Origin of the sequence: cyanobacterium endosymbiont of Rhopalodia gibberula (assembly GCF_003574135.1) — a bacterium.
Lineage (GTDB): Bacteria > Cyanobacteriota > Cyanobacteriia > Cyanobacteriales > Microcystaceae > Rippkaea.
Genome location: NZ_AP018341.1, coordinates 2,891,739 through 2,916,507 on the forward strand (window position 1 = coordinate 2,891,739; position 24,769 = coordinate 2,916,507).

General features: G+C 32.7%; 17 protein-coding genes. 6 read left to right on the top strand and 11 right to left on the bottom strand.

Annotated features, from left to right (window positions below; translation table 11 throughout):
- The first annotated feature begins 189 nt into the window (after positions 1 to 189).
- Positions 190 to 3,012, top strand: a complete 2,823-nt coding sequence (gene dnaB, locus RGRSB_RS09410; RefSeq protein ID WP_119260823.1) for a replicative DNA helicase — start codon at positions 190 to 192, stop codon at positions 3,010 to 3,012.
- Positions 3,013 to 4,810: 1,798 nt separating this feature from the next.
- Here the strand turns inward: dnaB and RGRSB_RS09415 are convergent.
- The 3 genes from RGRSB_RS09415 to RGRSB_RS10275 form a co-directional block, all read right to left on the bottom strand.
- Positions 4,811 to 5,038: a hypothetical protein gene (locus RGRSB_RS09415; RefSeq protein WP_119260824.1), complete on the bottom strand. Its 228-nt coding sequence runs from the start codon at positions 5,036 to 5,038 to the stop codon at positions 4,811 to 4,813.
- A 6-nt stretch (positions 5,039 to 5,044) separates the two neighbouring features.
- A complete protein-coding gene (locus RGRSB_RS10270; RefSeq protein WP_172582097.1) occupies positions 5,045 to 5,194 on the bottom strand; it encodes a hypothetical protein in 150 nt (49 codons plus the stop codon).
- 152 nt (positions 5,195 to 5,346) lie between these two features.
- Complete coding sequence (locus RGRSB_RS10275; RefSeq protein WP_172582098.1) at positions 5,347 to 5,499, bottom strand: hypothetical protein; 153 nt, start codon at positions 5,497 to 5,499, stop codon at positions 5,347 to 5,349.
- A gap of 64 nt (positions 5,500 to 5,563) precedes the next feature.
- Between RGRSB_RS10275 and RGRSB_RS10280 the strand changes: the two genes are divergently transcribed.
- Positions 5,564 to 5,725: a hypothetical protein gene (locus RGRSB_RS10280; protein ID WP_172582099.1), complete on the top strand. Its 162-nt coding sequence runs from the start codon at positions 5,564 to 5,566 to the stop codon at positions 5,723 to 5,725.
- A gap of 948 nt (positions 5,726 to 6,673) precedes the next feature.
- On the opposite strand, the gene RGRSB_RS09420 is transcribed toward RGRSB_RS10280, so the two are convergent.
- The 3 genes from RGRSB_RS09420 to groL all read right to left on the bottom strand — a co-directional run bounded on the left by RGRSB_RS09420 (position 6,674) and on the right by groL (position 11,458).
- Positions 6,674 to 7,891, bottom strand: coding sequence for an ABC transporter permease (locus RGRSB_RS09420; protein ID WP_119260825.1), 1,218 nt, complete (start codon positions 7,889 to 7,891; stop codon positions 6,674 to 6,676).
- A gap of 149 nt (positions 7,892 to 8,040) precedes the next feature.
- Positions 8,041 to 9,492: an efflux RND transporter periplasmic adaptor subunit gene (locus RGRSB_RS09425; protein WP_119261040.1), complete on the bottom strand. Its 1,452-nt coding sequence runs from the start codon at positions 9,490 to 9,492 to the stop codon at positions 8,041 to 8,043.
- Between the two features lie 280 nt (positions 9,493 to 9,772).
- Positions 9,773 to 11,458: a chaperonin GroEL gene (gene groL, locus RGRSB_RS09430; RefSeq protein WP_119260826.1), complete on the bottom strand. Its 1,686-nt coding sequence runs from the start codon at positions 11,456 to 11,458 to the stop codon at positions 9,773 to 9,775.
- A 2,315-nt stretch (positions 11,459 to 13,773) separates the two neighbouring features.
- Between groL and RGRSB_RS09435 the strand changes: the two genes are divergently transcribed.
- Positions 13,774 to 14,265, top strand: a complete 492-nt coding sequence (locus tag RGRSB_RS09435; protein ID WP_119260827.1) for a crossover junction endodeoxyribonuclease RuvC — start codon at positions 13,774 to 13,776, stop codon at positions 14,263 to 14,265.
- Here RGRSB_RS09435 and RGRSB_RS09440 read toward each other — a convergent pair.
- From RGRSB_RS09440 to recA, 3 genes are all read right to left on the bottom strand, one after another.
- Positions 14,258 to 15,076, bottom strand: a complete 819-nt coding sequence (locus RGRSB_RS09440) for a carbon-nitrogen hydrolase family protein (RefSeq protein ID WP_119260828.1) — start codon at positions 15,074 to 15,076, stop codon at positions 14,258 to 14,260. The two genes, RGRSB_RS09435 and RGRSB_RS09440, sit on opposite strands and share 8 nt — an antisense overlap.
- 60 nt (positions 15,077 to 15,136) lie before the next feature.
- Positions 15,137 to 15,841, bottom strand: coding sequence for a LapA family protein (locus tag RGRSB_RS09445; RefSeq protein ID WP_119260829.1), 705 nt, complete (start codon positions 15,839 to 15,841; stop codon positions 15,137 to 15,139).
- 93 nt (positions 15,842 to 15,934) lie between these two features.
- On the bottom strand, positions 15,935 to 16,978 hold the full coding sequence (gene recA / locus RGRSB_RS09450; RefSeq protein ID WP_119260830.1) for a recombinase RecA: 1,044 nt from the start codon (positions 16,976 to 16,978) through the stop codon (positions 15,935 to 15,937).
- Between the two features lie 3,198 nt (positions 16,979 to 20,176).
- Between recA and RGRSB_RS09455 the strand changes: the two genes are divergently transcribed.
- The 3 genes from RGRSB_RS09455 to RGRSB_RS09465 all read left to right on the top strand — a co-directional run bounded on the left by RGRSB_RS09455 (position 20,177) and on the right by RGRSB_RS09465 (position 21,474).
- Positions 20,177 to 20,491: a pentapeptide repeat-containing protein gene (locus tag RGRSB_RS09455; RefSeq protein ID WP_119260831.1), complete on the top strand. Its 315-nt coding sequence runs from the start codon at positions 20,177 to 20,179 to the stop codon at positions 20,489 to 20,491.
- 71 nt (positions 20,492 to 20,562) lie between these two features.
- Positions 20,563 to 20,748, top strand: a complete 186-nt coding sequence (gene rpsU / locus RGRSB_RS09460) for a 30S ribosomal protein S21 (protein ID WP_044106680.1) — start codon at positions 20,563 to 20,565, stop codon at positions 20,746 to 20,748.
- A 165-nt stretch (positions 20,749 to 20,913) separates the two neighbouring features.
- Positions 20,914 to 21,474, top strand: coding sequence for a shikimate kinase (locus RGRSB_RS09465; RefSeq protein ID WP_119261041.1), 561 nt, complete (start codon positions 20,914 to 20,916; stop codon positions 21,472 to 21,474).
- A gap of 520 nt (positions 21,475 to 21,994) precedes the next feature.
- On the opposite strand, the gene RGRSB_RS09470 is transcribed toward RGRSB_RS09465, so the two are convergent.
- Positions 21,995 to 23,188 (bottom strand): SGNH/GDSL hydrolase family protein, encoded by a 1,194-nt coding sequence (locus RGRSB_RS09470; RefSeq protein WP_119260832.1) that lies wholly within the window; start codon positions 23,186 to 23,188, stop codon positions 21,995 to 21,997.
- 23 nt (positions 23,189 to 23,211) lie between these two features.
- Complete coding sequence (locus RGRSB_RS09475) at positions 23,212 to 24,489, bottom strand: ABC transporter ATP-binding protein (protein ID WP_119260833.1); 1,278 nt, start codon at positions 24,487 to 24,489, stop codon at positions 23,212 to 23,214.
- Between the last annotated feature and the right edge of the window lie 280 nt (positions 24,490 to 24,769).

Consider the following 24,769-nt stretch of genomic DNA (forward strand, 5'->3'; position numbering starts at 1 on the left):
AAAATTTATATAATACAGTTTTCCCGTTAAAAACGAAACCATTATACATAGCAATATCTATGTTAACTTATTTAAGTCTAGCTTAATTTTTTTATGAAAGGTTAATATCATTGGTTAGATGTAGAAAGTAATCGTTATAGTATAATGATTCAGTCTCTTAATACCCCAGATTTATAAAGCCGTAACTTTATGGTTACTAACAATGCCCTACCTCCCCAAAATATTGAAGCAGAAGAATCCATTTTAGGCGGTATTTTACTGGATCGAGATGCTATGGGGCGGATAATAGATTTAATTACCCCAGATGCTTTTTATGTCCCAGTTCATAAAGAAATTTATGAAGCAGCGTTGAAGCTTTACGTTCAAGGAAAACCAGTTGATTTGTTAACGATAAAAAGTTTTCTAGAAGATCATCAACTACTAGAAAAAGTAGGCGGCATTGATAAATTAATGCAATTGTTAGATCGTACAGTTTCGGCAGTCAATATCGACCGTTATGGTGTACTAGTAATGGAGAAATACCTACGCCGTCAATTAATTTCATCCGGACATGAAATAGTAGAATTAGGATTTGAAACCACTAAGGAATTAGACCAAATTTTAGATGAGTCAGAAAAGAAAATTTTTAGGTTAACTCAAAAGCGTCCTCAAGAAGGATTAATTCCTATTGCTGATACCTTAGTACAAACCTACAGCGAGTTAGAAAAACGTCATCAAAAAATATCTTTACCTGGAATTCAAACTGATTTTTATGATTTAGATGCTATGACAGGAGGTTTACAGCGTTCTGATTTAATTATTATTGCGGGACGGCCTTCTATGGGAAAATGTTTAGCAGCTAATTCAGAAATTGTTTTAGCTGACGGTAGTTTAGTAACAATAGAAGAAATTTATCATCGTCGTCAGGGTCAATTGTTAACGTTAAATAAAGATTGGAAGTTTAGGATAACTGATCCATCTAATTTTATAGATGATGGTATAAAACCAGTATTTAGAGTAACTACTAAACTAGGACGTTATATTGAAACAACCTTAACCCATCCTTATTTAACTATTCAAGGATGGCAGCAACTTTCGCAACTAAAACTAGGCGACAAAATTGCTATTCCTCGAAAAATTAATATTTTTGGAACTGGAACACTTCCCAATCACCAAGTTAAATTATTAGCCTATTTAATAGGTGGTGGGTGTTTAACTAAAAATTATCCTTTATTCACCAATAATAATCCTTTACTGCAAGAAGATTTTGTTCAATCTATAACTAATTTTAAAGGAGTAAAAGTAAAGCGCAAAACTTCACGAGAGACAAGAAATTCAACTTTTTATATAATAGAAGATTTAGAATCTACTAGAATTCATCGCACAATCTTTGCAGATTATCTTAAAAAAATAATTGAATCTAATAATTTGTCTGATCAAAAATTAGCCGATTTATTAAAAGTTCATTCTTCTTTGATCTATGATTGGAAGCAGGGAAATTGTGTTCCAGACAAAAAAAATTTTGATAACCTATGTCGAATTTTACAACTTGATTTCCAGAAATTCGCTTATTACAAAATAGCTAGTATTAGCAATGATGGGGAAAATTCGTTAAAGACTTGGTTGCAAAAATTAGGGTTATGGGGTAGAAATGCTTACAATAAAACTATCCCATCAATTATTTTTAAGTTACAGCCCCAACTATTAAGTTTGTTTCTTAATCGCTTGTTTGCTACTGATGGATGGATTTCTGTTTTTAGAAATGGACAAGTTCAACTGGGTTATTGTTCATTAAGTGAAAATTTAGCCCGTAAAATCCAACATTTATTACTAAGGTTTGGTATAGTCACTAGTCTAAAAAAACAATTTTTAAAAAATAAAAGTCACTATAGTATAACCTGGCAAATTAATATAACTGATGCTCAATCAATTAAAATATTTGTTGATAAGATAGGAATTTTTGGACAAGAAAAAGTAATTGACTTAGCTAAAAAAGCTTTATTTAAAAAAATATATCAAGCTAATTGCGACCTTATTTCAATGGAAATTTTGCAACAAATAGCCTTTTCCAAAGAGAACAAAGTCCGGACAGGTCTAGCAAAAATAGCAGGAATTAAAAGCTATGATAATCTTCATTTTCATAGACCAGCATTATCACGAAATGAACTATCGAAATTAGCTTTGACTTTAGATGATTTATCTTTGGAGCGACTAGTAACAAGTGAGGTTTATTGGGACGAAATTACCTCAATTGAATATACTGGTGAACAACAAGTCTATGATTTAACTATTCCTGAGACTCATAATTTTGTTGCTAATGACATTTGTGTACATAATACAGCTTTCGGCTTAGCGATGGCTACTAATATTGCCAAAAATAGTAGGCTACCTATAGCTATCTTTAGTTTAGAAATGTCAAAAGAACAACTTTCTCTAAGATTATTGGCTGCTGAGTCCAAAATTGAAGGGAATCGTTTGCGGACGGGAAGATTTGTCCAAAATGAATATGAACAGCTGAGTTTGGCCCTAGGAAATCTATCAGAAATGCCCATTTACATTGATGATGCTGCTAACATAACCGTAATGCAAATTCGTTCTCAGATAAGACGTTTAAAAACAGAACAAAAGGGAGACTTAGGGTTAGTTTTAATTGATTATTTACAATTAATGGAAGGGGGAGGAAGTGAAAATCGAACTCAAGAATTGTCTAAAATTACCCGTTCTTTAAAAGGGTTAGCCCGCGAGGTAAATGTTCCTGTTGTTGCTTTATCTCAGTTAAGTCGTGCTGTTGAAACAAGAAATAATAAACGTCCTATGATGTCAGATTTAAGAGAAAGCGGGGCAATTGAACAGGATGCTGATTTAATTATGATGTTATATCGTGATGAATATTATAATACTGACACTGTAGATAGGGGAATTGCAGAGATAATTATTACAAAACACCGAAATGGACCAACTGGTCCCATTAAACTTTTATTTCAGCCAGAGTTCACTCAATTTCTCAATATGCAAAATAACTCAAACTACTAATTTTATAGTAACAAATGTTAAGACAGTTTTATAATCAGTCAAGAAGTAATAAAATACTCAAGTGAGTACTGTCAATTATGCTGACACCTTATGGTTATCATTTACTTCAAAAAGTGGTTGAAACAGTAGAAAGAAAACACAACAAAATTGAGGTCTGTTGTCTATTTTAACTTAGTTACAATACTTCTAATTTATGGTTAAAAACGGCAAAACAGGAGCTTACGCAGCAACTACTCATAAATAAGTAGGACATACTTAAAAAAAACATAATTTTAAGTTCTTTGTTTAGCAAAGTGATTCTAAAACTAAAATAGAGATCGCTCGATTATGGGGCAAAGATATCACTTAATGGTGTATAGGTTACACGTACTAAAAATTAAGAATAATATAAAAAAAACTTATTTATTAAGAAATAAATAAACTTAAATGATAAGTGTAGAAAACAGAATAAATTGCTAAAGATAGAAGAATATCTGTATATAAAACTCTATTCTCAAATAGAGTTTTATATACAGAGTTATGGTCCTAAAGGAGAAAGATACTACGCTGTAAAATGTGGAAATACAAAAGAAAAAGCTGGTTAAATTAGTACTTTTTTAAAAAAAATTATTAAATAATAACTGCATAGAATAGATAAAGTGGTCCCCATATATTGGGGTAAGTAAAAATTGCTTTAAATTGCTAAATAGTAACCAGATTTTTTTTAAAAAAAGTAGATTAAATTTAAGTTTTTATGCTATTAAACAAAGTTAAGTTTGCTTAAAAAAATAATGATTCTTGATTTTAGTACCAATTATTCAGTTGACTTCTTAACTCTCATTAATTCTAACTTTGATAAAAGCTTGCAAAATACTAAAAAATTGAGTAGAAATTGCCTAAGACTTTTTTGACTATAAATTTGTTGAATATACCTAATCACTTTAGGACTCGGTAGTCAAATCTAATAATCTAATGAATTCTTTTTAACTTAAGAAATAGACTGATACTAATTTAATCTAAGTTTCTCTCCGTTTAATAAAAAATATAAAAACATCGTTTTTAACAGTGGTTTTCTATATCTAAACTTTTCCATACTTTAAAAAAATAGTCTTATTTTTTTTCTATCTACAGGGTTTTAACTGACTGTTACTCTCTTTTTCTTATTGAGACTTATCAAATTTCAGCTATTTATAGCATCAAACCTATATTCTTAGTCATGATATATATTTTCTAATATCTGAGATAAATATTTACAGCCTAAAATTAGGTTAAGTACTTAAATATTAATTATAGAAGATTAAATAATATCTAACTGTCGATTACCTGAAGATAGTTACGATAACTATTCTCCATTTTAACAATCTCCTCTATCTTATTAGTCTTTCTCCTTTTATTTTTAAGCAATCATTTTATCGTATGTCTAAAAACAAAATATATTTTAGTTCATCTGTTAGTGCGTAACTCCTAAGTTACTTTTTTCGACAAAATACATCCAAAATTTTTTTTATGTGTTTTTTTATAAGTTCATTCAAACCGTAATTTCTTAAAATTATGTTTCTTTAGTTAGACACAATATTTAAGTAAAAAATGGAAGCAATTAAGGCAGTTTTATCCAGTTGCTTAACCTTATTAAATCTGACCAAGAGGGACAAAAGACTTAAAGTCTGTTTGAGGGATTACAATCGAACAAATTAGCTAAATAACACAATACTGTTAGCGCTTTCTGGACTAAAGCAAAACGTTGCTGGAATAACTTATATAATATATTTTGAATAACTACTCTCAAATACTTAGGAATCTAAGCAGTAATAGTGACTAGTTAGTTAAGATAGGTTAGCATTAAACTCCGAGGAAGTTCGGAAGAGGATATTCCTCTTCCGATTATTTCATAAAGTAAAATCGCTACTAAAATGGAGGGGGCTCTATATAAATAGTTATCATAAGTGCTTTTAGCAGCTATATGAGCAAAAGAGCTGATGTACCTTTCTCCTTCACTGCAGTTTTCCGCCTCTCGAATCAGACGAGCAATACCAAAAATGCGAATCATTGCTGTCTATTTTTGAGCCGTCAAATTGAATAAAATATTTCCTAGTTTAATACCACAATAAATTATTTGACGTTGGTGGGCGTGTTCTGAACCTAATAAGACATCAATAATCCAGTTGAAGTGGTGTTGTAAGCCCAGTTTATCTTCTACATTCATTAAACCCTGTAAAGTTCTTCCTTCAAGGTAAACCGTCAGTATATGACGCCCTGTGCTATGGTATTTGACCGTCTAAACAGTACACGATATTAGTCTGGCGTAGACTGAACTAAACAGGAGAATTCTCACAAAAATGTATGGGTAGAAAACCATTAAGCATAGAGATTTTTAAGGGCAATGAATCTTCCTATTTGACGATTAATAGCACCATAAACATGAACAAATTGTCCTTTTCCTATCCGTTTTAAGATATGATCGAGAGAACAATGAAATAAAATAAGTGGCAACCATTCTATGGTTGACACTTGTAATTTTAATCAAGCATAGGCTCTTTCTATTTTTAAATTTTGACCTGTTTAACCCATAACCATGACATTTTTTCGCCAATATGTTGCTCCTTTTCTTATTGTCCTGATATTTTTAGTTGCCCTAGTGTTCGTGAGCATTCGTGCTTTTTTACCTTCGGATATGGCTGTCCCTGCTCCCATTGATGATCTAGTCCTTCTCATAGAAACGGTTGATCTAAAGTAAAGTTTTTTGACTGGGTTATCTACTGACTACCAATCAACAATGGGTTCTCTTAAGGAGAGGTGGTTGTTAGTTTATGTAGTTAACTTACCAGAAATTGTCTCCCCAACAGTCTAAATCTGAGTTATCTAAAAATTGCTGTTAGTCAGTATGTGTACTCCAAAACTACTTCTAGTAGGTCGTGGCGAATAGCTAAGACAATAAATTTTTTAGCCCTGTTGCTTGAATATAGATGAGGAATTGGGTTGATCAAATGAGTGGCAAGATGGACAAATACTCTTAAACTATATCATGTCTAACTATCGCCGTCGTGAACTGTTCAGAGTCTTAATTCAGCAAGTGCAATATTTAATCATTGTTTCTATTTCTTTTTAACTGACTTTATTGCTTTCGATAACATTCTTAATATTTCTATTTAAAAGCTCTTCGAAAACTTTTTTATTAAATTTTTCTGGATATGTTCTTTTTAAAAAAGCTGAACTCTTATTTGAACTTTTTTCATATTGATTAATTTTTATCTGACAAAGATTTATCTTGGGATAAACTGCCTTTTCTGCTCAAGGTAAATATCTGAATAGTTAATCCATTATTTTGATAAATTTCCCTGTTATTTGAATTACAGTAAATGCAAGTTACTGTTGAGTATTTTTTAAAAAATACTCAAACTATTCCTATCTCATTCAAAATCTAATAGAGTCAATAGTAAATTCTTCTATATTTATAATTTTATTGCTCGAACTAAATTGAAAATTTAGGTATAAATTAAGTAAAAATACTGAGCTTAATATAATTTGATTTAAATAAAAAAATACTATTATTTTTTCTATAAAAAAAGTATATTTATAAGCTTATTACTAACAATTAAACTTTGTCTTTATATTTTTTATTGTTACGTAACAGGCTTAGTAAAATCTTATATTTTTTTAGAAATTGCCTAAGTTTCTTGGTATGTCAAAAACTTCTTAAAGCAACAATAGGATCAAGTTTAGCTGCCCGTTGTGCTGGAATTACCCCAAAACCTAAACCAATTCCCCCAGAAATACCTAAAGATAGAAAAATAGTTTCAGAAGCAATGACAGGAGATAAAGGAAAAATCACGCCAACTAACATTAAAATACTAACGCCTAACATAATCCCAATAACTCCTCCAGAAATGGCAATAATGATCGCTTCAATCAAAAACTGAATTAAAATATCTCCATGGGTTGCGCCTAATGCCTTCCGAAGTCCAATTTCTGGGGTGCGTTCGGTCACAGAAACTAACATAATATTCATCACACCAATACCACCAACAATTAAAGAAATACTTGCAATACCCACTAACATAATCATTAATCCTGAAGTAATGACTTCCACAATAGACATCATTTGTTTAGAAGTTCGGACTCCAAAATCATCTTCTGTCGTAATTTTATGTCTCAGGCGTAGTAAATTCTCAATTTGGAATTTAGCGGCGCGAACAGTATCTGTACTCTTCGCCTCTATATGAATTACACTTAAAGCTACCCCATAAGGGGAAGTTTGCCCGACAATTTGGTTGGCCATAGTTGTTAGGGGAATTATAATACTTTCATCCTGGTTAATCCCAAAAAAAGACCCTTTAGGTTCCATCACTCCGACAATTTCAAAACTAATATTGTTAATCCGAATTTTCTCCCCAATGGGATAACGTAAAAGAGATAAATTCTGAGCAATTTCTGAACCAATTACAGCTACTCGTTGATTACGTTTAAGATCAATTTGGTTAATAAACCGTCCTGTTGCCACTGGAAAGTCTCGGACGGATGAATATTCAGGGTTCGTTCCAACAAGGGTGACATTAGTGTTTTGATTTCTATAAGAAATTAACTGACGTTGACTAATTTCTGGGGCGACTGCCTTGATGGTAGATACTTGGGAAGCAATAGCCTGTGCATCTTCCAAAACAAGTGTTTTGGGAACATTAAAGGTTGTTCGACGGCTTTTTTGATTACCTGGCATAACAAACAGAATATTAGGACCTAAAGACTTTAATTGTTCGTTAGCAAGTTTTTGTGATCCCTGTCCTAAACCAATAGTCGCAATTACGGAAGTATTGCCTATAATAATCCCTAGCATGGTTAAGCTAGTTTGTAATTTATTAGCAGCTAACATAGCTACTGACATTTTAAAACTTTCTATAAAATTCATATGAATAGTTAATAGTTAATACTTGAGCTCGACACAATACAATGTGTGGACAAATGATCAATATCAGAAGTCTCAAACTACTATTGTTGTGTTAACAAGTCATAACTCCATTGCTTAGCAGAACCTAGTCATACTTCAAACTCTGGTCATTAAGATTGAGATTTTCCGTCTTTCTTATCAGAAGGAATATCAATAAAAACTCGATCTCCTGCATTTAACCCAGAAAGAATTTCGGTTTTTTTATCTAAAACCATACCGATAGTAACAGGTTTAAATTGAGGGTTATTGTCTTGATTAGGAACCATGACTCCCATTTTCCCTTCTTGGGTAACGATAGCTATCGTGGGAACCACTAGAGCATTACTCAGTTGCTTTCCTAAAAAAGTAACATCTACATTCATTTTAGATTTAAGTTCATCTCTTCCTGTCACCAACCCGACAGTGACCTCAAAGGAAGTGACGTTGCGGTCAATAATTGCTTCTGGGGCAATACGAATCACTTTTCCTTGAAACATTTTATCAGGATAGGCATCAGCAATCACTTTTACCGGCTGTCCTAATTCTAACATCCCCAAATCCATCTCTGGAACTTTGGCTACTACTTCTAACCCTCGCGCCAAAGCCAAGATGGAAGTAGGTGCCGAGGTAGTTGGGGTGACAAATGCGCCAACATTAGCATATTTTCGGGTGATAATTCCGTCAAAAGGAGCGCGAATAGCTGTGTCTTGGAATTGAATCATCCTTCTTTCTAATTCTGCTTTAGCGGCAGTGACAGAAGCTTCTAGGCGACTGATTTCAGCCTGAGCTGTTTTTTTTCGTTCTTCAAAAGCAATTTTTGCTTCAGTGGCGGCAGCTTGAGATCGGATAATATCCTGTTGTAGTTGACTAATCTCTGGGTTAGCTGTGTTTTGGGCTTGTTCGAGCCGTTGAGTAATTTCGAGCAAATTTGCTTCGGCATTATGATAGTCGCTAATCACTTCATCAAAACTATCGTGGGTAATTGCCCCTTCTTTCATTAATTCTTCATTGCGCTTGACGCGCGAAGCTGCCAATTGAGTACGAGAACGAGCAGCCAATATTTGTGCCTTAATTTGTTCAATATATCTTGGGATTCTCTGTTGAGCTCGTGCTAGATTCGCTTGAGTTTCTTCAAGTTGAGCTTCAGCTTGAATAAGTCGGGTTTGAGCTTGGTTAATTTCACTAGGGATAGTAATTTTAGCTGCTTCGAGTTCAGCGACCGCTTTTTGAAAATTCGCTTGAGCTTGTTTTCCTTCGGCTTGAACCTCTGTGTTTTCCATGACTGCGAGAACTTGCCCTTGTTTAACAGACATTCCCTGTTGTACCAATAATTTCAGTAGTCTCCCTGGATTTTTCGGACTAAGATTAACACTCTCAATAGGTTCGAGTGTTCCACTTGCTTCAATTTCTACTGCCAAGGTTTCCCGTTTGACCAGAACGGTTAAGTCATTCAGTTCAATTTCGGCAGTTGGGGTTTCAACGATTTTGTAGGTCATACCACCAACCAAGATGATGCCCCCAGTCATCAGGGCTAAAATCAGAGGGAGTGGATTGTTTAACTTACCAATTACAGGAACTTCCATAGGGACTACTAGTACAAAAACAAATGAAAGATAAAGAGTTGTCCCCACTATACTAACGTTTCTCCTATTCTTCTCCTTGATAACACAACAAACCTTGCTCAAGAGACTTTTTAGCAATCAACTTTAAGGGACGGTTAATCACTAGTTAACATTTTTTAAGTTTTTTTTAAAAAAATTTAAAAATTAATTGTGTTTTTTTGGACAAAGAAAAAGAGACATTCAAAAGAACATCTCTCTTTAGAAAATTATGTAAGATGGGAAACCTTGAGGGCTCAGGGAATTACATCATACCCATGCCGCCCATGCCGCCCATGCCGCCCATGCCGCCCATGCCGCCCATGCCGCCCATGCCGCCCATATCAGGAGCTGCTGGGGGGTCTGGTTCTGGTTTCTCAACCACTAACGCTTCAGTAGTTAATACCATGCCAGCAATAGAAGCGGCATTTTGTAAAGCAGAGCGAACAACCTTGGCGGGGTCAAGGATACCAGCTTCAATCATATTCTCAAGCTTGCCTGTGATAGCGTTATAACCCACATTAAACTCTGTGTTGCGGACGCTTTCAACAATAACTGACCCTTCAACTCCAGCGTTATCTGCTAATTGACGCAGAGGGGCTTCCAAGGCATTGATGAAGATGTTGGCTGCCACTTGCTCTTCAGGGTTGGTTAAAGTCGCCTTGAATGCAGCAATCTTATTAGCTAAGTGAACTAAAGTGGTTCCTCCCCCTGGAACAATACCTTCTTCGACTGCCGCTTTAGTTGCGTTAAGGGCATCTTCAATACGAAGTTTGCGATCTTTTAGTTCCGTTTCAGTGGCGGCTCCCACCTTAATAACGGCTACACCTCCAGCTAATTTCGCAATTCGTTCTTGAAGTTTTTCTCTATCGTAGTCAGAGTCAGTTTCTTCTAGTTGTTTACGAAGTTGGGCGACCCGTTTCTCGACGGCAGCCTTTGCTTTATGTTCGCCACTAGCAACAATAGTGGTGTTATCTTTTTCAATAGTCACTCTAGCGGCTTGTCCCAACATATCGATAGAAACCGAATCAAGACTTAACCCTACATCTTCAGAAATGACGCTACCACCAGTGAGAATGGCAAGATCTTGAAGAACAGCTTTACGGCGTTCCCCAAAGGCAGGAGCTTTAACAGCTGCTACATTGAGAACTCCGCGAGCTTTATTAACAACCAAGGTAGCTAAGGCTTCCCCTTCTATGTCTTCTGCAATTATGAGTAGAGGACTTCCGGCGCGAGCAACATTTTCAAGGATGGGAACTAGATCGGCGATTGCACTGATTTTTTTGTCAGTAATCAGGATCAAAGGTTTTTCAAAGTCTACCAGTTGCCGTTCAGGATCACTGATGAAGTAAGGAGAAAGATAACCACGATCAATTTGCATCCCTTCCACCACTTCTAATTCGGTAGTTAGGGACTTGGATTCTTCCACAGTAATCACCCCATCAGTGGTGACTTTATCCATCGCTAAGGCGATCATCTTGCCGACTTCGACATCGTTACCAGCCGAGATAGTAGCCACTTGAGCGATAGCATCTCCCTTGACGGGTTTAGCCACTAATTCAATTTCTTTGACAAGATAAGCGGTAGTCTTTTCAATGCCACGCCGTAAGGCAACCGGGTTGGCTCCAGCAATAACATTTTTTAACCCTTCCCGAATTAAGGCTTGACCAATAACAGTAGCAGTTGTGGTTCCGTCTCCAGCCACTTCCTTAGTTTTGGAGGCTATCTCTTGAAGAAGTCTAGCTCCTGTATTTTCTAAGGGATCTTCGAGCTCAATTTCTTTGGCGACGGTAATTCCATCGTTAACGATCTGGGGTACTCCAAATTTTTTTTCGAGGAGGACATTACGGCCTTTTGGACCCAAGGTAATGCGAACTGCATTAGCTAGGGAATTAACCCCTTTTTCTAATGCCCGTCTCGATTCATCGCTGAATGAAACAATTTTTGCCATGATTTTTTCTTAGGTACTTTGGTGACTCTCGATACTGACAACTCACCTAATTCAGAAAGCTTCAGGTGAGCTATGCCGCTACGCCTACTTGTAAAATATCAAGGGTACAGAGTTAGCTGTTTATGCCAATACTTGTACCGATGTTTTAACTTTAATGCGCAGTGCTTTACACTCAGAACTAGTTTTAGAGTCATAAACCCAAATTCTTTAGTTTGAATTGAACAAGGTTGTCCTGAGTGAATATTTTTCGGGACGGTTTGACCCTACTTATGTCAATTTAGCACTCAATAGGAGTGAGTGCTAACAATTTCGTCATTGAAATAAAAATTGTCTGGATTTTCTGATAACTGGGGGAGGGATTTCCTCACCCTTACTGTAGAGATAACGGAACACGATGAGGGGATAGCAATAGAGGAGAAAGAGTTAATCTCTAAATATTTTTTTGCAAACCTGTAGCACATACCTTACTTTTGCAAAGAGAATACCTCAATCTTCATCAAATTTTTCAAAGTTTCGAGTAATAGTTTTTAACGCTTCAAGGAGTTTTCATATTTGTTTAGTTAGGGTTTTCTCCGATCTGAGATTTGAATAAGTCAATCACATTTCTTAAAATCTTTGGTAATCTCATCTTGTACAGATTTATCTTCGGAGTTGTTGAGAACAATCACTTGTGTATAAAAAACTTTAGACAGACTCAACTTAAGATTTAAACAATTTAGTTATGTTAAACAACCGACGATTCTCAGCGGTTCTCGTGGCATAAATTTTTCCTTCTTGTTCCCAACAATAAAAGGTTTTCGTATTCACCCTTAACAGTTTAGTAGTTTCCCTAATAAAAATAAGATTATTCATCACAATAATAAATTATGTTTAAAACAACAATGGGAAAACCTAAAACTAATATTCTTCTAGTCTTTATTGTTTTTATAGTATCTTTAGTTTGGTCAGAAATTAGTAAGGTATACTTAATTTAGGCTTATGTACCATTTATTGTGACCTAGACTTGGTTGTTCTTCAACAATTGATTTAATTATGTAAATATCTATAGATAATTAGAGAGTATGTAAGAGTATTAAAAATTGCTATTTTATAAAAAATATGTAAATTGAAATATAGTAATGTATGACTACATTAACTGTTAACTTTATTTGTTTAAAAAACAATTTATATATAAAAATATTTACTATATGTTAATTAAACAATTAGTTGCAATAACAATTTCTACATTTTTTCTTCAATACTTATAGAATATAAAATAATTTTTGTGCAATTAATTTTAGTTATTTAATTAAATTTTTAGCATTCTAAATTTAGAAATATCTACTTAATTTTTTTAATCCTTACTTCTCTAGGAGAGTTAGAAATAATGACTTCAGTTCCCAAAAACTTACATAAGGTAAACACTATCTATATTTACTCCAAGTTTGACTAACCAATTTTTATAGATTAAAATTATCTACTTACTTGAATTGTTGACTATCAATTGACTTTATGAGACGAATTAATCCTGGATTATAACTATTATTTTTCTATCTAAACCTTTTATAATTTAGTTATTTTAGGTATCTTCGAGGTAGTAGAACTTTATGATTAAAAACTCTATGATGGAATAAATAAAAGACTTTCAATCGTAGAAATATTAAATACTTCAATATAATTGATAAATTATTTTTACTAAATTCTTCTAAAACTATATATAATTTATATAAATTTATTAAAGTCTATACCAAGATCTTATTATTTTAATAATGTTAATCTACAATCTATCTAACTATTAATGACTTTATTAAGTTTTTATAAATTTATCGATAATAATTATTTCTTTTTTGAAAAAATTTTTTTTGAAAAAATAACAACTTTTTACTGTACTTATAATCACTAGTTTTCCTTTAGTTTATTTAAAACTATTTAAGGATATATAAATAGTCTATAAAACCTCTAATAAAGTAACATTCTATAATCTTTGATTATTTTCTAGATAAATATCTTCTCAATTATCTTTTTATAACTATCAAGTATTGGCGACAACCACCTTGATCTATCTTAACTTATTATCTATAGATACTGCTTTTTTAAAGACTTACTCTTGGGCAATATCCCTCAGAATAATTAGTATTTTTTCTTCTAAAAAATAAATTTAGTAAGCAATTTTATGTGAAAAATACACTTAATGGACTGATAACGCGAGCTTCACTCATCAAGTCATAAATTCTTGATTAAGAGCTGCTGCAATACTCTGTGATGGTATGTAATAAATACTAATTTATGATTACAATAAAACATGATTTTTTAAAAAAATTCACGTTAAATTAATTATGTCTGAACTAATTTGGTTAGGTATTGATCCAGGATTAGCTATTCTGGGATGGGCAATTTTACAACAAACAAAATCAAATCATCCTCTATTGATTGACTATGGAATTATTGAAACTTCAAAAACTTTATCAACTTCTCAACGATTAGTAGAAATTGAACAAGATTTAGTAGGATTAGTCCGAGAATTTACCCCCAATAGAATTGCTATTGAGATGCCCTATTTTAACCGTAAAATTAAAGCTGCAGGTGGTGTAATGCAAGCTCTAGGAGTGGTTAATTTAGTCAGTTATCGTGAAGTGAAAATCGAGCCGATCTTTCTTCATCAATCGAGTTGGAAATGCCATTTAGGAAACGGACGAGCTACCAAAAAAGAAGTGGCCCACATGGTAAGTCATTTATTTGGGTTAGAATTTCTTCCCATTGATGATAGTGTGGATGCAATTGCCATTGCCTATGCGGCTTTATGTGGACTAACCAATAATATTAAATAAAGACACGATGTTGCAGAGAAGGCATTTGTCTACGTACCTGTTGAATACGGAAAGGGTCAATTTCTGCAATCACCATTCCTTCTTCTTGTCCTGCATCAGCTAAAATTGTCCCCCAGGGATCGACAATACAAGCATGTCCATGAGTATACCGTCGTTCGTAATGATTTCCAGTTTGAGCAGGGGCGATCACGTAACAGGTATTTTCAATAGCTCTAGCTTGAAGTAATACCTTCCAGTGATCTTTGCCTGTAAAGGCGGTAAAAGCGGCGGGAATAAACAGAACATCAGCCCCCTGATGAGATAGATGACGGTAAATTTCAGGAAAGCGGACATCGTAGCAAATAGAAATACCTAAATTACCGAACTGCTCGGAAGGATAGATATTAGGCAAATTTTGTCCCGCCATTACCGTACTTGACTCGCGATATGTATTACCATCAGGAACATCTACATCAAACAGATGAACTTTTTGATAACGGGCGACTTCTGTTCCAGAAGAATCCACTAAGATGGCAGTGTTGTAAGCTTTTGTAGAATCCCCTTCCACAGGCACGGGAAAACCTCCCCCCAAAATTGTAATTTGAAAGCGTTGTGCCATAGTCTTGAGAAATTTTTGAGATTTTTCGTTAACGACTTTCGCTTCCTTTAATTTTTCTTCTTCTTTACCCAAAAATGCAAAATTTTCTGGTAGTCCAATTAACTCAGCTCCCCGACGCACAGCCAATTCGATTAGTTCTTCGGCCTCAGCTAAGTTCTTTTGAAGATTAGGCTGACTAGTCATTTGAATAGCTGCAGCAAGATAGGATTTCATCAGTTCCGTTAATAATATTGTGGATGCAACGCAGATTTCTATTTTAACTTTCAAAGTTCTTTATATCCAATCTTGATCTTCTTCTTGATCAGAATTGGAAGACTCTTGATCCTTACGATAAGGAGGAGTCAAAACGCGGTAACTAGCATCATAAACTTGATCGACTGTTTCATTTTTCGACTCAAGAGTCTCCTGCTTTTTTGGGGGAAGTTCAACCGATTTTTGAAACAGTGAATTGTCTTCAGAGTCGTGGAGTTCACGGTATGTGTAGGAATAAATTGAGCCTTGACGAGAGGCTTTTCTAGGGGACTGTTGAACCTCAAAACCTGTTGCCCGCTCCTCCTCTTGTAGTTTTCGTTCTAATTTTTCACGGATAAATGTGGGTTTTGTCGGTGGTTCTTCAATATCCCAACCATCTTCTTCCTCAAAGTCTTCTTCTATTTTTCCCCAATTCCTTTGAGATGTTTTTCCCCAGTCGATTTTTTTTGAAGAAGGGGAGGACTCTGGGAGTTGAGAGGATTGAGGAGGAAAGGTAGAGTTTCTAGAAGACAATGATGAAGAAAAATGATTGAGAAATTGTATGATCAAACTGGTTAAAATTCCGAAAACAATAAATAAAATTACCCAAATTCCCATAGGCAATGTTAGAGTGAATAAGGCAGTATTAGCACTTACTCCTAAAAAATAAAGAGTTACAGTCTGCTGATTTTGAATAAGAAAAACAACAGTTAAAACTAAAATTAATAACGGTAATAATAACTTCATCTGATATGATTATTGAATAATAAGGTTACCGACCAGAAAGGTGAGCAAGAGCTTTACCCACCCTATCTTTAATATTATTTAATTTTAGTTTTTTTATTCTTCTTCATCGGTTTTGGAACTAGCAAAACTGAGAGAACCTAATTCAAGTCTTTCTCGAACTTGCTGCTCGATAGTTTCCGCAATTTTGAGATTCTCTTCAAGATATTTAACCGCATTGTCTCGCCCCTGAGAGATGTTATCGCCATTGTAGCTATACCATGCCCCTTTACGACTGATGACATCGGTTTGTTCAGCTAAATCTAACATACAGCCCATGCTAGAAATTCCCTTACCAAAGATGATATCAAATTCAGCAATGCGAAAAGGGGGAGCGACTTTATTTTTAGCGACTTTAACCTTAGCTCGAATTCCGTACTCTCCTTCATTACCTTTTTTGAGAGTTTGAATACGGCGAATATCTAAACGGATTGAGGCATAAAATTTCAGAGCGTTTCCTCCTGTAGTAACTTCAGGACTACCATAGGTAATTCCTATCTTTTGACGTAGTTGGTTCAGAAAAATAACGACACAACCTGATTTTCCAATATTTCCGGCAATTTTCCGTAAAGCTTTACTCATAAGGCGAGCTTGTAACCCCACCTGGGTGTCCCCCATTTCTCCTTCAATTTCAGCACGGGGAACTAAAGCGGCCACAGAATCTATCACAACTATATCAACAGCAGCGGATCTAACCAATTGATCAACAATTTCTAAGGCTGATTCTCCGGTATCAGGTTGAGCAACGAGCAAATTCCCAATATCTACCCCTAACGCATTGGAATAGGTAGGATCGAGGGCGTGTTCTGCATCGACGAAAGCCGCTACTCCTCCGGCTTTTTGAACTTCAGCAATCGCATGGAGAGCGAGGGTAGTTTTCCCAGAGCTTTCAGGACCATAAATCTCAATTACTCGTCCTTGAGGGAATCCTCCTCCTAGGGCTAAATCTAACGTTAATGCTCCACTGGGGATGGTTTCCACCCGCATCTGAGTTGCATCCCCTAGGCGCATGATGGAGCCTTTCCCGAAACTTCGTTCAATTTGATTGAGAACTAAGCCTAGAGCTTTTTCTTTGTCAGGATTATTTGTTATAATAGTCATTAACGCCTCAAAAAGTTTTTAGACAAAAATTTATAGTACAAGAATATTCGTCCATTGTAGCTGTTTTTTGTGACAGCTGACATTAAGTATGACAATTTTATTATAGTTTTTGTTATTTAAAGTGATATTGAAAATAATTATAATTTTGAAATTATTGGGTAACAGATAGATCACAGATATCTTCAAAAGCCTCTAATAAATTAGAACTAAATAAAAGGCTAGTCATTTGCTGTTCTGTTATTAAAATAGACTATACTGAATTACCTTAGTTTTTTTTAAAAAAAAAGTATATGATTAATCATTTGGATAGTATTTTCATTTACTAATTCTTAAAATTTAAGTTTATATAATTCCCTTCTGTATACGCTCTTTTATTCAAAACATATTCAGTATGTTTAATTTAGTAAGGTATTTCTAATATTTGATACATTTGAGATAAATATTGTGCAAGGCAATGGAATAAAATCTCGCAAAAATATAAAAGTAGATAAAAATTATAAGCTCTAATAATAGATAAATTCTTAATAAATAAAAAGATATGTTAGCTAGCACTTTTTTGCCTAAGATATGTACAAGTAAGTAGTTTAAATAACGACTTTTATTGAAGAAACTAGATTTTATTTATGTAAATCTTAATATTTTACTTTGGTCACTTTCTAAGATAGATAAAAGTTAGCTTTAAGAAGCTAATATTCAGGTAAAAATATTTTACTTTGATTCTATCAGATAGTAGATACTGTAAACATATTAAAATATGAGGTAAATATTTATCATAAAGTCTATGATATTTAATTTTTTATATAGTAGTTATCAAGAGTGTCGCTATTTGCAATTCCAATTTTTTTTATAAATAAATCTAAAAGACAATATTTTGCAGAATTACTACGAATCTTCAGAGATAAAAAAAGAGTTCACTTATGTTCACTGTTTAACAGTGATAAATCAATAGATTGAGATATCTTTGGTCAAGATAGTGATTGTTACAAAATAAAGAGGACTTGATGATTGAAAGAATAAGGAAGGTTTTAATCTAAACAAATATATTTATCGTACTTGATATCTTTAGACTTAAATCTATGAACTTTAAGAAGAGTCACTTTCTGTAACAAATATTTTTCAATAGCTCCACAATGGTTGATATCTATAAACTTACTGGGAATTAGCTATCCTGCGATTTTTCCTTATTTTATCCCAAAATAACAAATACGAAGAAATTAACAGTATAATTCAGCTAAGCTACTCATCTGAGTGTAACAATTAACTTAATTAACTGTTACAACCATATTTTATTATCAGGTTTTATGTGGTGATGGCGCACATAAGGAGAGTTATGAATAATTAAATTGAAGCGATTAGATTGGTGTCTTGGTGAAGATAGTTTAGTAAAATTTACAATTTTAAATTTAAAGAAATATCTTCCCAAGATTACTTAGCACTCCATATTTTATATTTTAACTAAATTTAGAAGTACAGAAAAACAAGAACTTGTTTAATAAAAATTAAATATAAATATTTGGAAAATCTAATTTATAAATCAAATAACAATAGAAATTTAGCATATTTTTGTGTACTAATCGTATTAATTATTTATTAACATAAAATAATTATTTACTTTTAATTTTTTTTTGAGCTATTCACTCTCTAGTTTGTTTTTGTTCTCTTCTTATAAGATAGCTATTTAAACTTTACCAAAATATATTAAAATCTTTATTTTAAAAAAATAAAATCTTATAATGTAATTGATGGGCAAAATTGTTATTTCTTGATTGCTTAAAATAGGTAAATAAATAACTTTTACGACAAATAGTATTGATATCATTAGTATGGACAATAGAAAAATTGAGATAGTGAACTAAATTGCCTTTAAGACATAAATTAAGATTAATTTTTATTGAGTTTTTTAAATGTTTTATTTTTTATAGATTGGGGCACAATCTGATTAATTAATAGTATTATATACTGTTTTTTAAAGATAAAAATCTGTACTAATTTTACTTAACTACATTAATGATACTAAGTCAGATAAGCCTAATAAAAATTTTAGAAAAGTTCTAATAACATTAGCAAATCCAAATCCAATAAAATTAGGGATTTCAACCTTATTAGTACAATAAGGAATGACTAAGCACCAAGAAAGGATAAAAGTAAGCTAAAACTCAATATAATTTGAGGAAAATAATTATAAAAATTGAACATCATAATAACTAGTTAATTATTTTTTAATTTTAGACAAAAAAATAATTAACATTGAAAATATTTATTTTCTATTTTTGCAGTTATTTCTTTTAAAGAAACCTTATTTAATTGATTAGAGTTAACTATTTTAATATTTTCAACTTCAGATCAATACTTGATTATTGAATAATAAAAAAATATTTAATATCAAAAATATTATCTAATTTTTTTTATAAAAATTAATTATTGCAACTTAGAAAATAATGTGATTGAAAAAATAAATGTTCGGAAAATAAATATGATATGCTTAAATTGTCTTTTTAAAAAGAAAACTTATGAAGTATATAAATATTAGCAAATAAAGTAAACTGAGCTACAATAAATCTGTCCACAAGGGGTTTTCCTTAAAAAGATTAGATATTTTTTTTGTAAAAAACTTCTTATAGTCATCTATTATAACTTTTCTCAAAGTATTTAAATATCTTTTTGAAAGACAGAGAATAATTAGTACAGGTTTAGATTTTAACAACATTAAACTTACTTAAAATTAATACTTAACAGATATCGTTAAATCACCGTTAAAAACTAGATAAAAAAATCTAATAAAAAACATAAAATATAAAACATTAAGCTTTAATTTAAGCTACTAACTGTTAATTTTAAAAATTAATCATGTAAAAGTGTTCAGGAGATTTTTATTGTATTTTAGCTTTAGTTTTTTTTAAAAGCTTGCCTATTGAACTCATTTATCTATCAATAGAGAGAACTCTAAAATTTATGGAAATGTTAGAGACTATGCTAAGATGCACTTATGAGAATTACTCTCGTAAGTTATTGACAAGAACTTTTAGCGAATTTAACTTCTTAGACCCTTTCTGTTTCTTTAGGACCACATCTATGCCTCAATATGAATAAAGCTAAACCCTGCTTAAGACACAAAATCATTAGATTAAAAGTTTACATAACATTAATCAGAACTCAAAGTTAAAAATATTGCATTTTCTTGATAAACGAGGATATTGTATGAAGACACAAGAAATACTGAGCCGATATGCCGCTGGACAAAGAGATTTTAGAAACATTAATCTAATTGCTGCTAATTTGAGAAGTGTAAACTTAAGTGGGGCTAATTTAAGTGGTGCAGATCTTAGAGGGGCTAATTTAACCGGGGCTAATTTAAGTCATGTTAATCTTACTCAGGCAACCTTAACAGGAGCCAATTTAACCTTAACCAATTTGACTTCAGCTAATCTTAGTGCAATTGATTTAAGTAATGTAAATCTAAGCAATGCTTACCTCAATGATGCTATTATGCCTAATCAAATAAGTTCTACTTAAAATCCATCAATAATGTTAGTATTGACTCATATCGACCTAGTAATCGTACACAGTTAACTGAGGATATAATAATGACCCAAATAATTTTGGGAGAGCATGAGGGGATTGAATCAGCTCTACGTCGTTTTAAAAGACAGGTCAGTAAAGCTGGAATTTTTACCGATATGAAAAAACACCGTCATTTTGAAACACCAACTGAAAAACGTAAACGGAAAGCAATAGAGAAACAAAAACAACGTAAAAGAAACTATTCTTAGAAAAACACAATTAATCTTGTGTTTTTTGTGGGGTTATTATGTACTTTAACTAACAAATTAACGAAAAAAGTAAAGATTCAATCTAGTCATTTTAACTTCGCTAAAACGTCTAACTTTAGACTAAGCTGGACAGAGGTAGACTTTCAATTGTCAAATTACTGGGAAATGCAAGAGTTACTTCGAGGCATAAATATTTTTCTCATCGGAATGATGGGAACTGGGAAGACTACTGTGGGAAAACTTTTAGCACAAGAGTTAGGTTATCGTTTTTTTGATACGGACGTTTTAATTGAACGAGTGACACAAGAACCTATTGACAAGATTTTTGCTTCCATAGGAGAGGAAAACTTTCGACAAATTGAAAGCCAAATACTTATCGAGGTAGCCGCCTGTACCAAAAGTGTGATTGCGACGGGAGGGGGTGTTATCTTAAGTTCTCAGAATTGGAGTCATCTTCGTCACGGTTTAATTATTTGGTTAGATGCTTCTGTAGAATTATTAACAGCTCGTTTAGCTAACGATCAAACCCGTCCCCTTTTAAAAAAGACTGATTTAACAAGTAAGTTGAACTCTTTATTAGAGCAGCGACGTTCTTTATATACTCAAGGAGATTTGCGAATTTTTATTAATGAAAATGACACTCCTGAGATGCTTGTTTCTAGAATTTTAGAAAAAATTCCGAGTAAAATTGTATCTAGTCTCAAAATTTCTAAGAATCAAAACTAAATATCAACTTTAGCTTAACTATGTTATCTCTTCAAAAGAGAAGAACTAGTGGTTGTATTTGTTGTATAAAGTTCACGATAACTTTGTCATGAATTGACAATTATCTTGAAATAACTCACCATCATAATCTAACTCAGCAGTAGTAGGAAAATCAATGAAAAAAGTTTTTTTACAAAAACTTTTTTAGTTTCTTCAATATTGAAAACTATGACGTTGGCATCTAAATAACAAGCTCTTTTTCCAGATTACGGGATTTATAAACCATAGATAACGATAGATATGTTTCAGATTATATTTATTCCTCACAAAAATATTCTTTATTTGCTCATAAAAAACCAACAAACATACATAAAATAAATTAGAGTATAAAGTTTACTAGAATTAACCAATAAACTTACTTTATAGTATGAATAACAAGCAAAAAAATATTAAATATTTGCCTTGTAAGTTTTACATATAGCCGTGTTTTAGGAAAAATAACAAAGAATACAAAGATATTTACGATAAAATTAGATGACAGCTAAAGCATTTTACAAACTTTCTCAGTAATTAATTTTCCAGCCAGTTTATGTCCTAATTGATTCCAATGTCCACTTCCTAAAACAGTATTTTCAAATCCGTGTAAAAACTGATTATTTTTATCGGCATAGGACTGGAATTCTGGGGCTAGATTAAGCACATTAAATTCCTCTTTTGCTCCTAACGTCTTAATTCGTTTGTCAGGAGAGAATTGATCTACTACTCTTCCTTGTTTAAAATATTTATCTCGTAGAGATTTATCGGGATAAACTTGTGCCGGATTACTCAATGTTACAGCCAAAAACTTAGCTTTTATTGCTTCACTTTCGTGTCTAATCATTTTAACTAATTCTTCAGTAATATCCCAGGCTTTTTCCCAGTCTTTATCCTCATTATTTAAGTAAAGTTTTGGCACAAGATCAAGATATTTAATGATATTAAAATCCTTACTATTTGAGGTTTCTTGACTCAAGAAATTATGTTGATTTTTGAAAGTCATTCTTGCCTTATTGATCATTTGTAATAGGTAAAAATTATTAACAATAGAAAAAATTACTTTTCTCGTTAAACTACTACGCCACTGATAGGTTTTTGTTTTCTTAAAAGAAAAATCCATGAAAAACTTACCTTCTTGTTCAATTAAAAAAGGACTAAATCTATCATCAGGACTCAATAATTTTGAATTATTAACAATATCGTTTCCTGTGAAAATAGCTAGGATTACCATGTCAGGAGAATAGTATTTAACCCGGTGTTTCAAAGTCATTAATTCTTGGGCGGTTCCATAGTCTCCCACCCCAAAATTGATTGACTCGACCGTCTGATTATTAATACTAGGACAATTACGTAATTCCTGTTCGATAAATGACCAAAAAGTCTCCTCTAAATTTACTTGAATTGCTTCGGCAAAAGAATCTCCTAAAATAGCAATTCTAAAAGTGTTTTTGGGTTTATCTTTGGTATAGTGTTTATCTCGTAATCCATCTTTATTTACCTTAACCCACGCTTTTCCTTCTTGAATCCACCAACCGGAAACCCCTGGAATTAAAGCGTGTCCTCTGTGTTTATCGACTTGATAAAAACTAGGATAGGAAATCCGGGTAATTCTTAACCCAATTTCACTTATACCTAAGGCGAAAACGATACCACATAATCCTAACAGAATGTTCAATCCAAATTGTTTAAATCTAAACATAGAGCCTAAGTAATTAAATAAATTTAGTTTGTTATTATTTCAGAATTATTTCGAATAGATTTTTGAGTTTTATAGTCAAATATATGAATTTTAGTTGGATTTAAAGACAACCAAAAACTTTGTTTATTTTTATCAATTTTAGACCAATTATCAGAAGATAGGCAAACTTTTATAAGAGAACTTGCATCAGTAACTAGATGAAAAAAAATCGAAGTTTCATTGCCTAAATTTTCGATTAAATTTAATTTAACTTCTAAATTATTAGGTGAAGGAAAACTAATGGTCAAATGTTCTGGTCGAATCCCTAAATGTACTTTAGTTCGAATATATCTTTTAAGATAAGGTTCCCAAAATTGCGGTAATTCTAGAGAAAATTGAGGATGAGTAATAGTGACAGGAGTATCAACTGTAACCTCAAGAAAATTCATAGGAGATGACCCAATAAATTCTGCAACAAAACGATTAGCAGGATGATTATAAAGTTCTAAAGGAGGGGCGAGTTGTTGAATTTCTCCATTATTTATGACCGCAATACGGTCGCCCATAGTCATTGCTTCAGTTTGATCGTGAGTGACATAAATGGTGGTAATGTTCATCTTTCGTTGTAGTTGAACAATTTCTGAACGCATCATTGCCCGCAATGTGGTGTCTAAATTCGATAATGGTTCATCCATCAAAAATACTTGCGGTTTGCGGGCGAGCGCGCGTCCTAAAGCTACCCGTTGTTTTTGTCCCCCTGATAACTCTTTAGGAAAGCGATCTAAGAGATGATCCAGTTCTAAAAGTTGAGCAACTTGGGAGACTTTTTCGTTAATAATTTGTTCTGTCGTAGAAAAATAACGCCAAGACTTAGGTAATGATCGTGTCAAGTTAACTAAAGCTGATTCTAGCCACTTAGGTAAAGATGAGATAGATTTCATTGAGTCATCTCGGCTCATACGACGCAAACCAAAAGCAATGTTATCATAGACATTAAGATGAGGATAGAGAGCATAATTTTGGAAGACCATGGCAATATCTCGTTGTTTTGGAGGAAAGGCGTTTATGATACGATCACCAATTTTGATATTGCCCCCCGTTGCTGTTTCCAGTCCACAAATGAGACGTAATAGTGTACTTTTTCCACAACCTGAAGGTCCAACAAGAACCATAAATTCTCCGTCGTTAACTGTCAAGTTAATATCTCGTAGAACGTTGACTTGCTTACTCTTCGAAAGATTTAACTCAGTTTCTGAAGGAGTAGATTTTGTACCCCTAGGGGAGAAACTTTTATAAAGATGTTCTAAAATAACTTTAGCCACGTTAACCTGTTACAATAATTTTGATTCAAATTTTATCTTAATACCTGTTTAACCAATAATTTTTTTCTACTTTTATTTGTCAAAATGTTAATTAATTAGGTAGCCTTTAATCAAAGTTAAAAAGATAAACTATTTTATGTATTTATAATTTAGCAATTAGAGCTGAATTTATGAGATATTAACCTGTATTGTTTTAGTACTTTTTACATATAATTTACCTAACTATCTTAGCTAAATTATATTCTTATTCTTTCAAAAAAGTTTTTTAAATACTTAGTTA

Bases quoted from the DNA above. Each gene is read 5' to 3' on its own strand.
- dnaB (WP_119260823.1), top strand. From the start codon at position 190: ATGGTTACTAACAATGCCCTACCTCCCCAAAATATTGAAGCAGAAGAA.
- RGRSB_RS09470 (WP_119260832.1), bottom strand. From the start codon at position 23,188: ATGTTTAGATTTAAACAATTTGGATTGAACATTCTGTTAGGATTATGT.
- groL (WP_119260826.1), bottom strand. From the start codon at position 11,458: ATGGCAAAAATTGTTTCATTCAGCGATGAATCGAGACGGGCATTAGAA.
- RGRSB_RS10280 (WP_172582099.1), top strand. From the start codon at position 5,564: ATGACATTTTTTCGCCAATATGTTGCTCCTTTTCTTATTGTCCTGATA.
- RGRSB_RS09415 (WP_119260824.1), bottom strand. From the start codon at position 5,038: ATGATTCGCATTTTTGGTATTGCTCGTCTGATTCGAGAGGCGGAAAAC.
- RGRSB_RS09440 (WP_119260828.1), bottom strand. From the start codon at position 15,076: ATGAAATCCTATCTTGCTGCAGCTATTCAAATGACTAGTCAGCCTAAT.
- RGRSB_RS09445 (WP_119260829.1), bottom strand. From the start codon at position 15,841: ATGAAGTTATTATTACCGTTATTAATTTTAGTTTTAACTGTTGTTTTT.
- RGRSB_RS09435 (WP_119260827.1), top strand. From the start codon at position 13,774: ATGTCTGAACTAATTTGGTTAGGTATTGATCCAGGATTAGCTATTCTG.
- recA (WP_119260830.1), bottom strand. From the start codon at position 16,978: ATGACTATTATAACAAATAATCCTGACAAAGAAAAAGCTCTAGGCTTA.
- RGRSB_RS09420 (WP_119260825.1), bottom strand. From the start codon at position 7,891: ATGAATTTTATAGAAAGTTTTAAAATGTCAGTAGCTATGTTAGCTGCT.
- RGRSB_RS09455 (WP_119260831.1), top strand. From the start codon at position 20,177: ATGAAGACACAAGAAATACTGAGCCGATATGCCGCTGGACAAAGAGAT.
- rpsU (WP_044106680.1), top strand. From the start codon at position 20,563: ATGACCCAAATAATTTTGGGAGAGCATGAGGGGATTGAATCAGCTCTA.
- RGRSB_RS09425 (WP_119261040.1), bottom strand. From the start codon at position 9,492: ATGGAAGTTCCTGTAATTGGTAAGTTAAACAATCCACTCCCTCTGATT.
- RGRSB_RS10270 (WP_172582097.1), bottom strand. From the start codon at position 5,194: ATGAATGTAGAAGATAAACTGGGCTTACAACACCACTTCAACTGGATT.
- RGRSB_RS09465 (WP_119261041.1), top strand. From the start codon at position 20,914: ATGCAAGAGTTACTTCGAGGCATAAATATTTTTCTCATCGGAATGATG.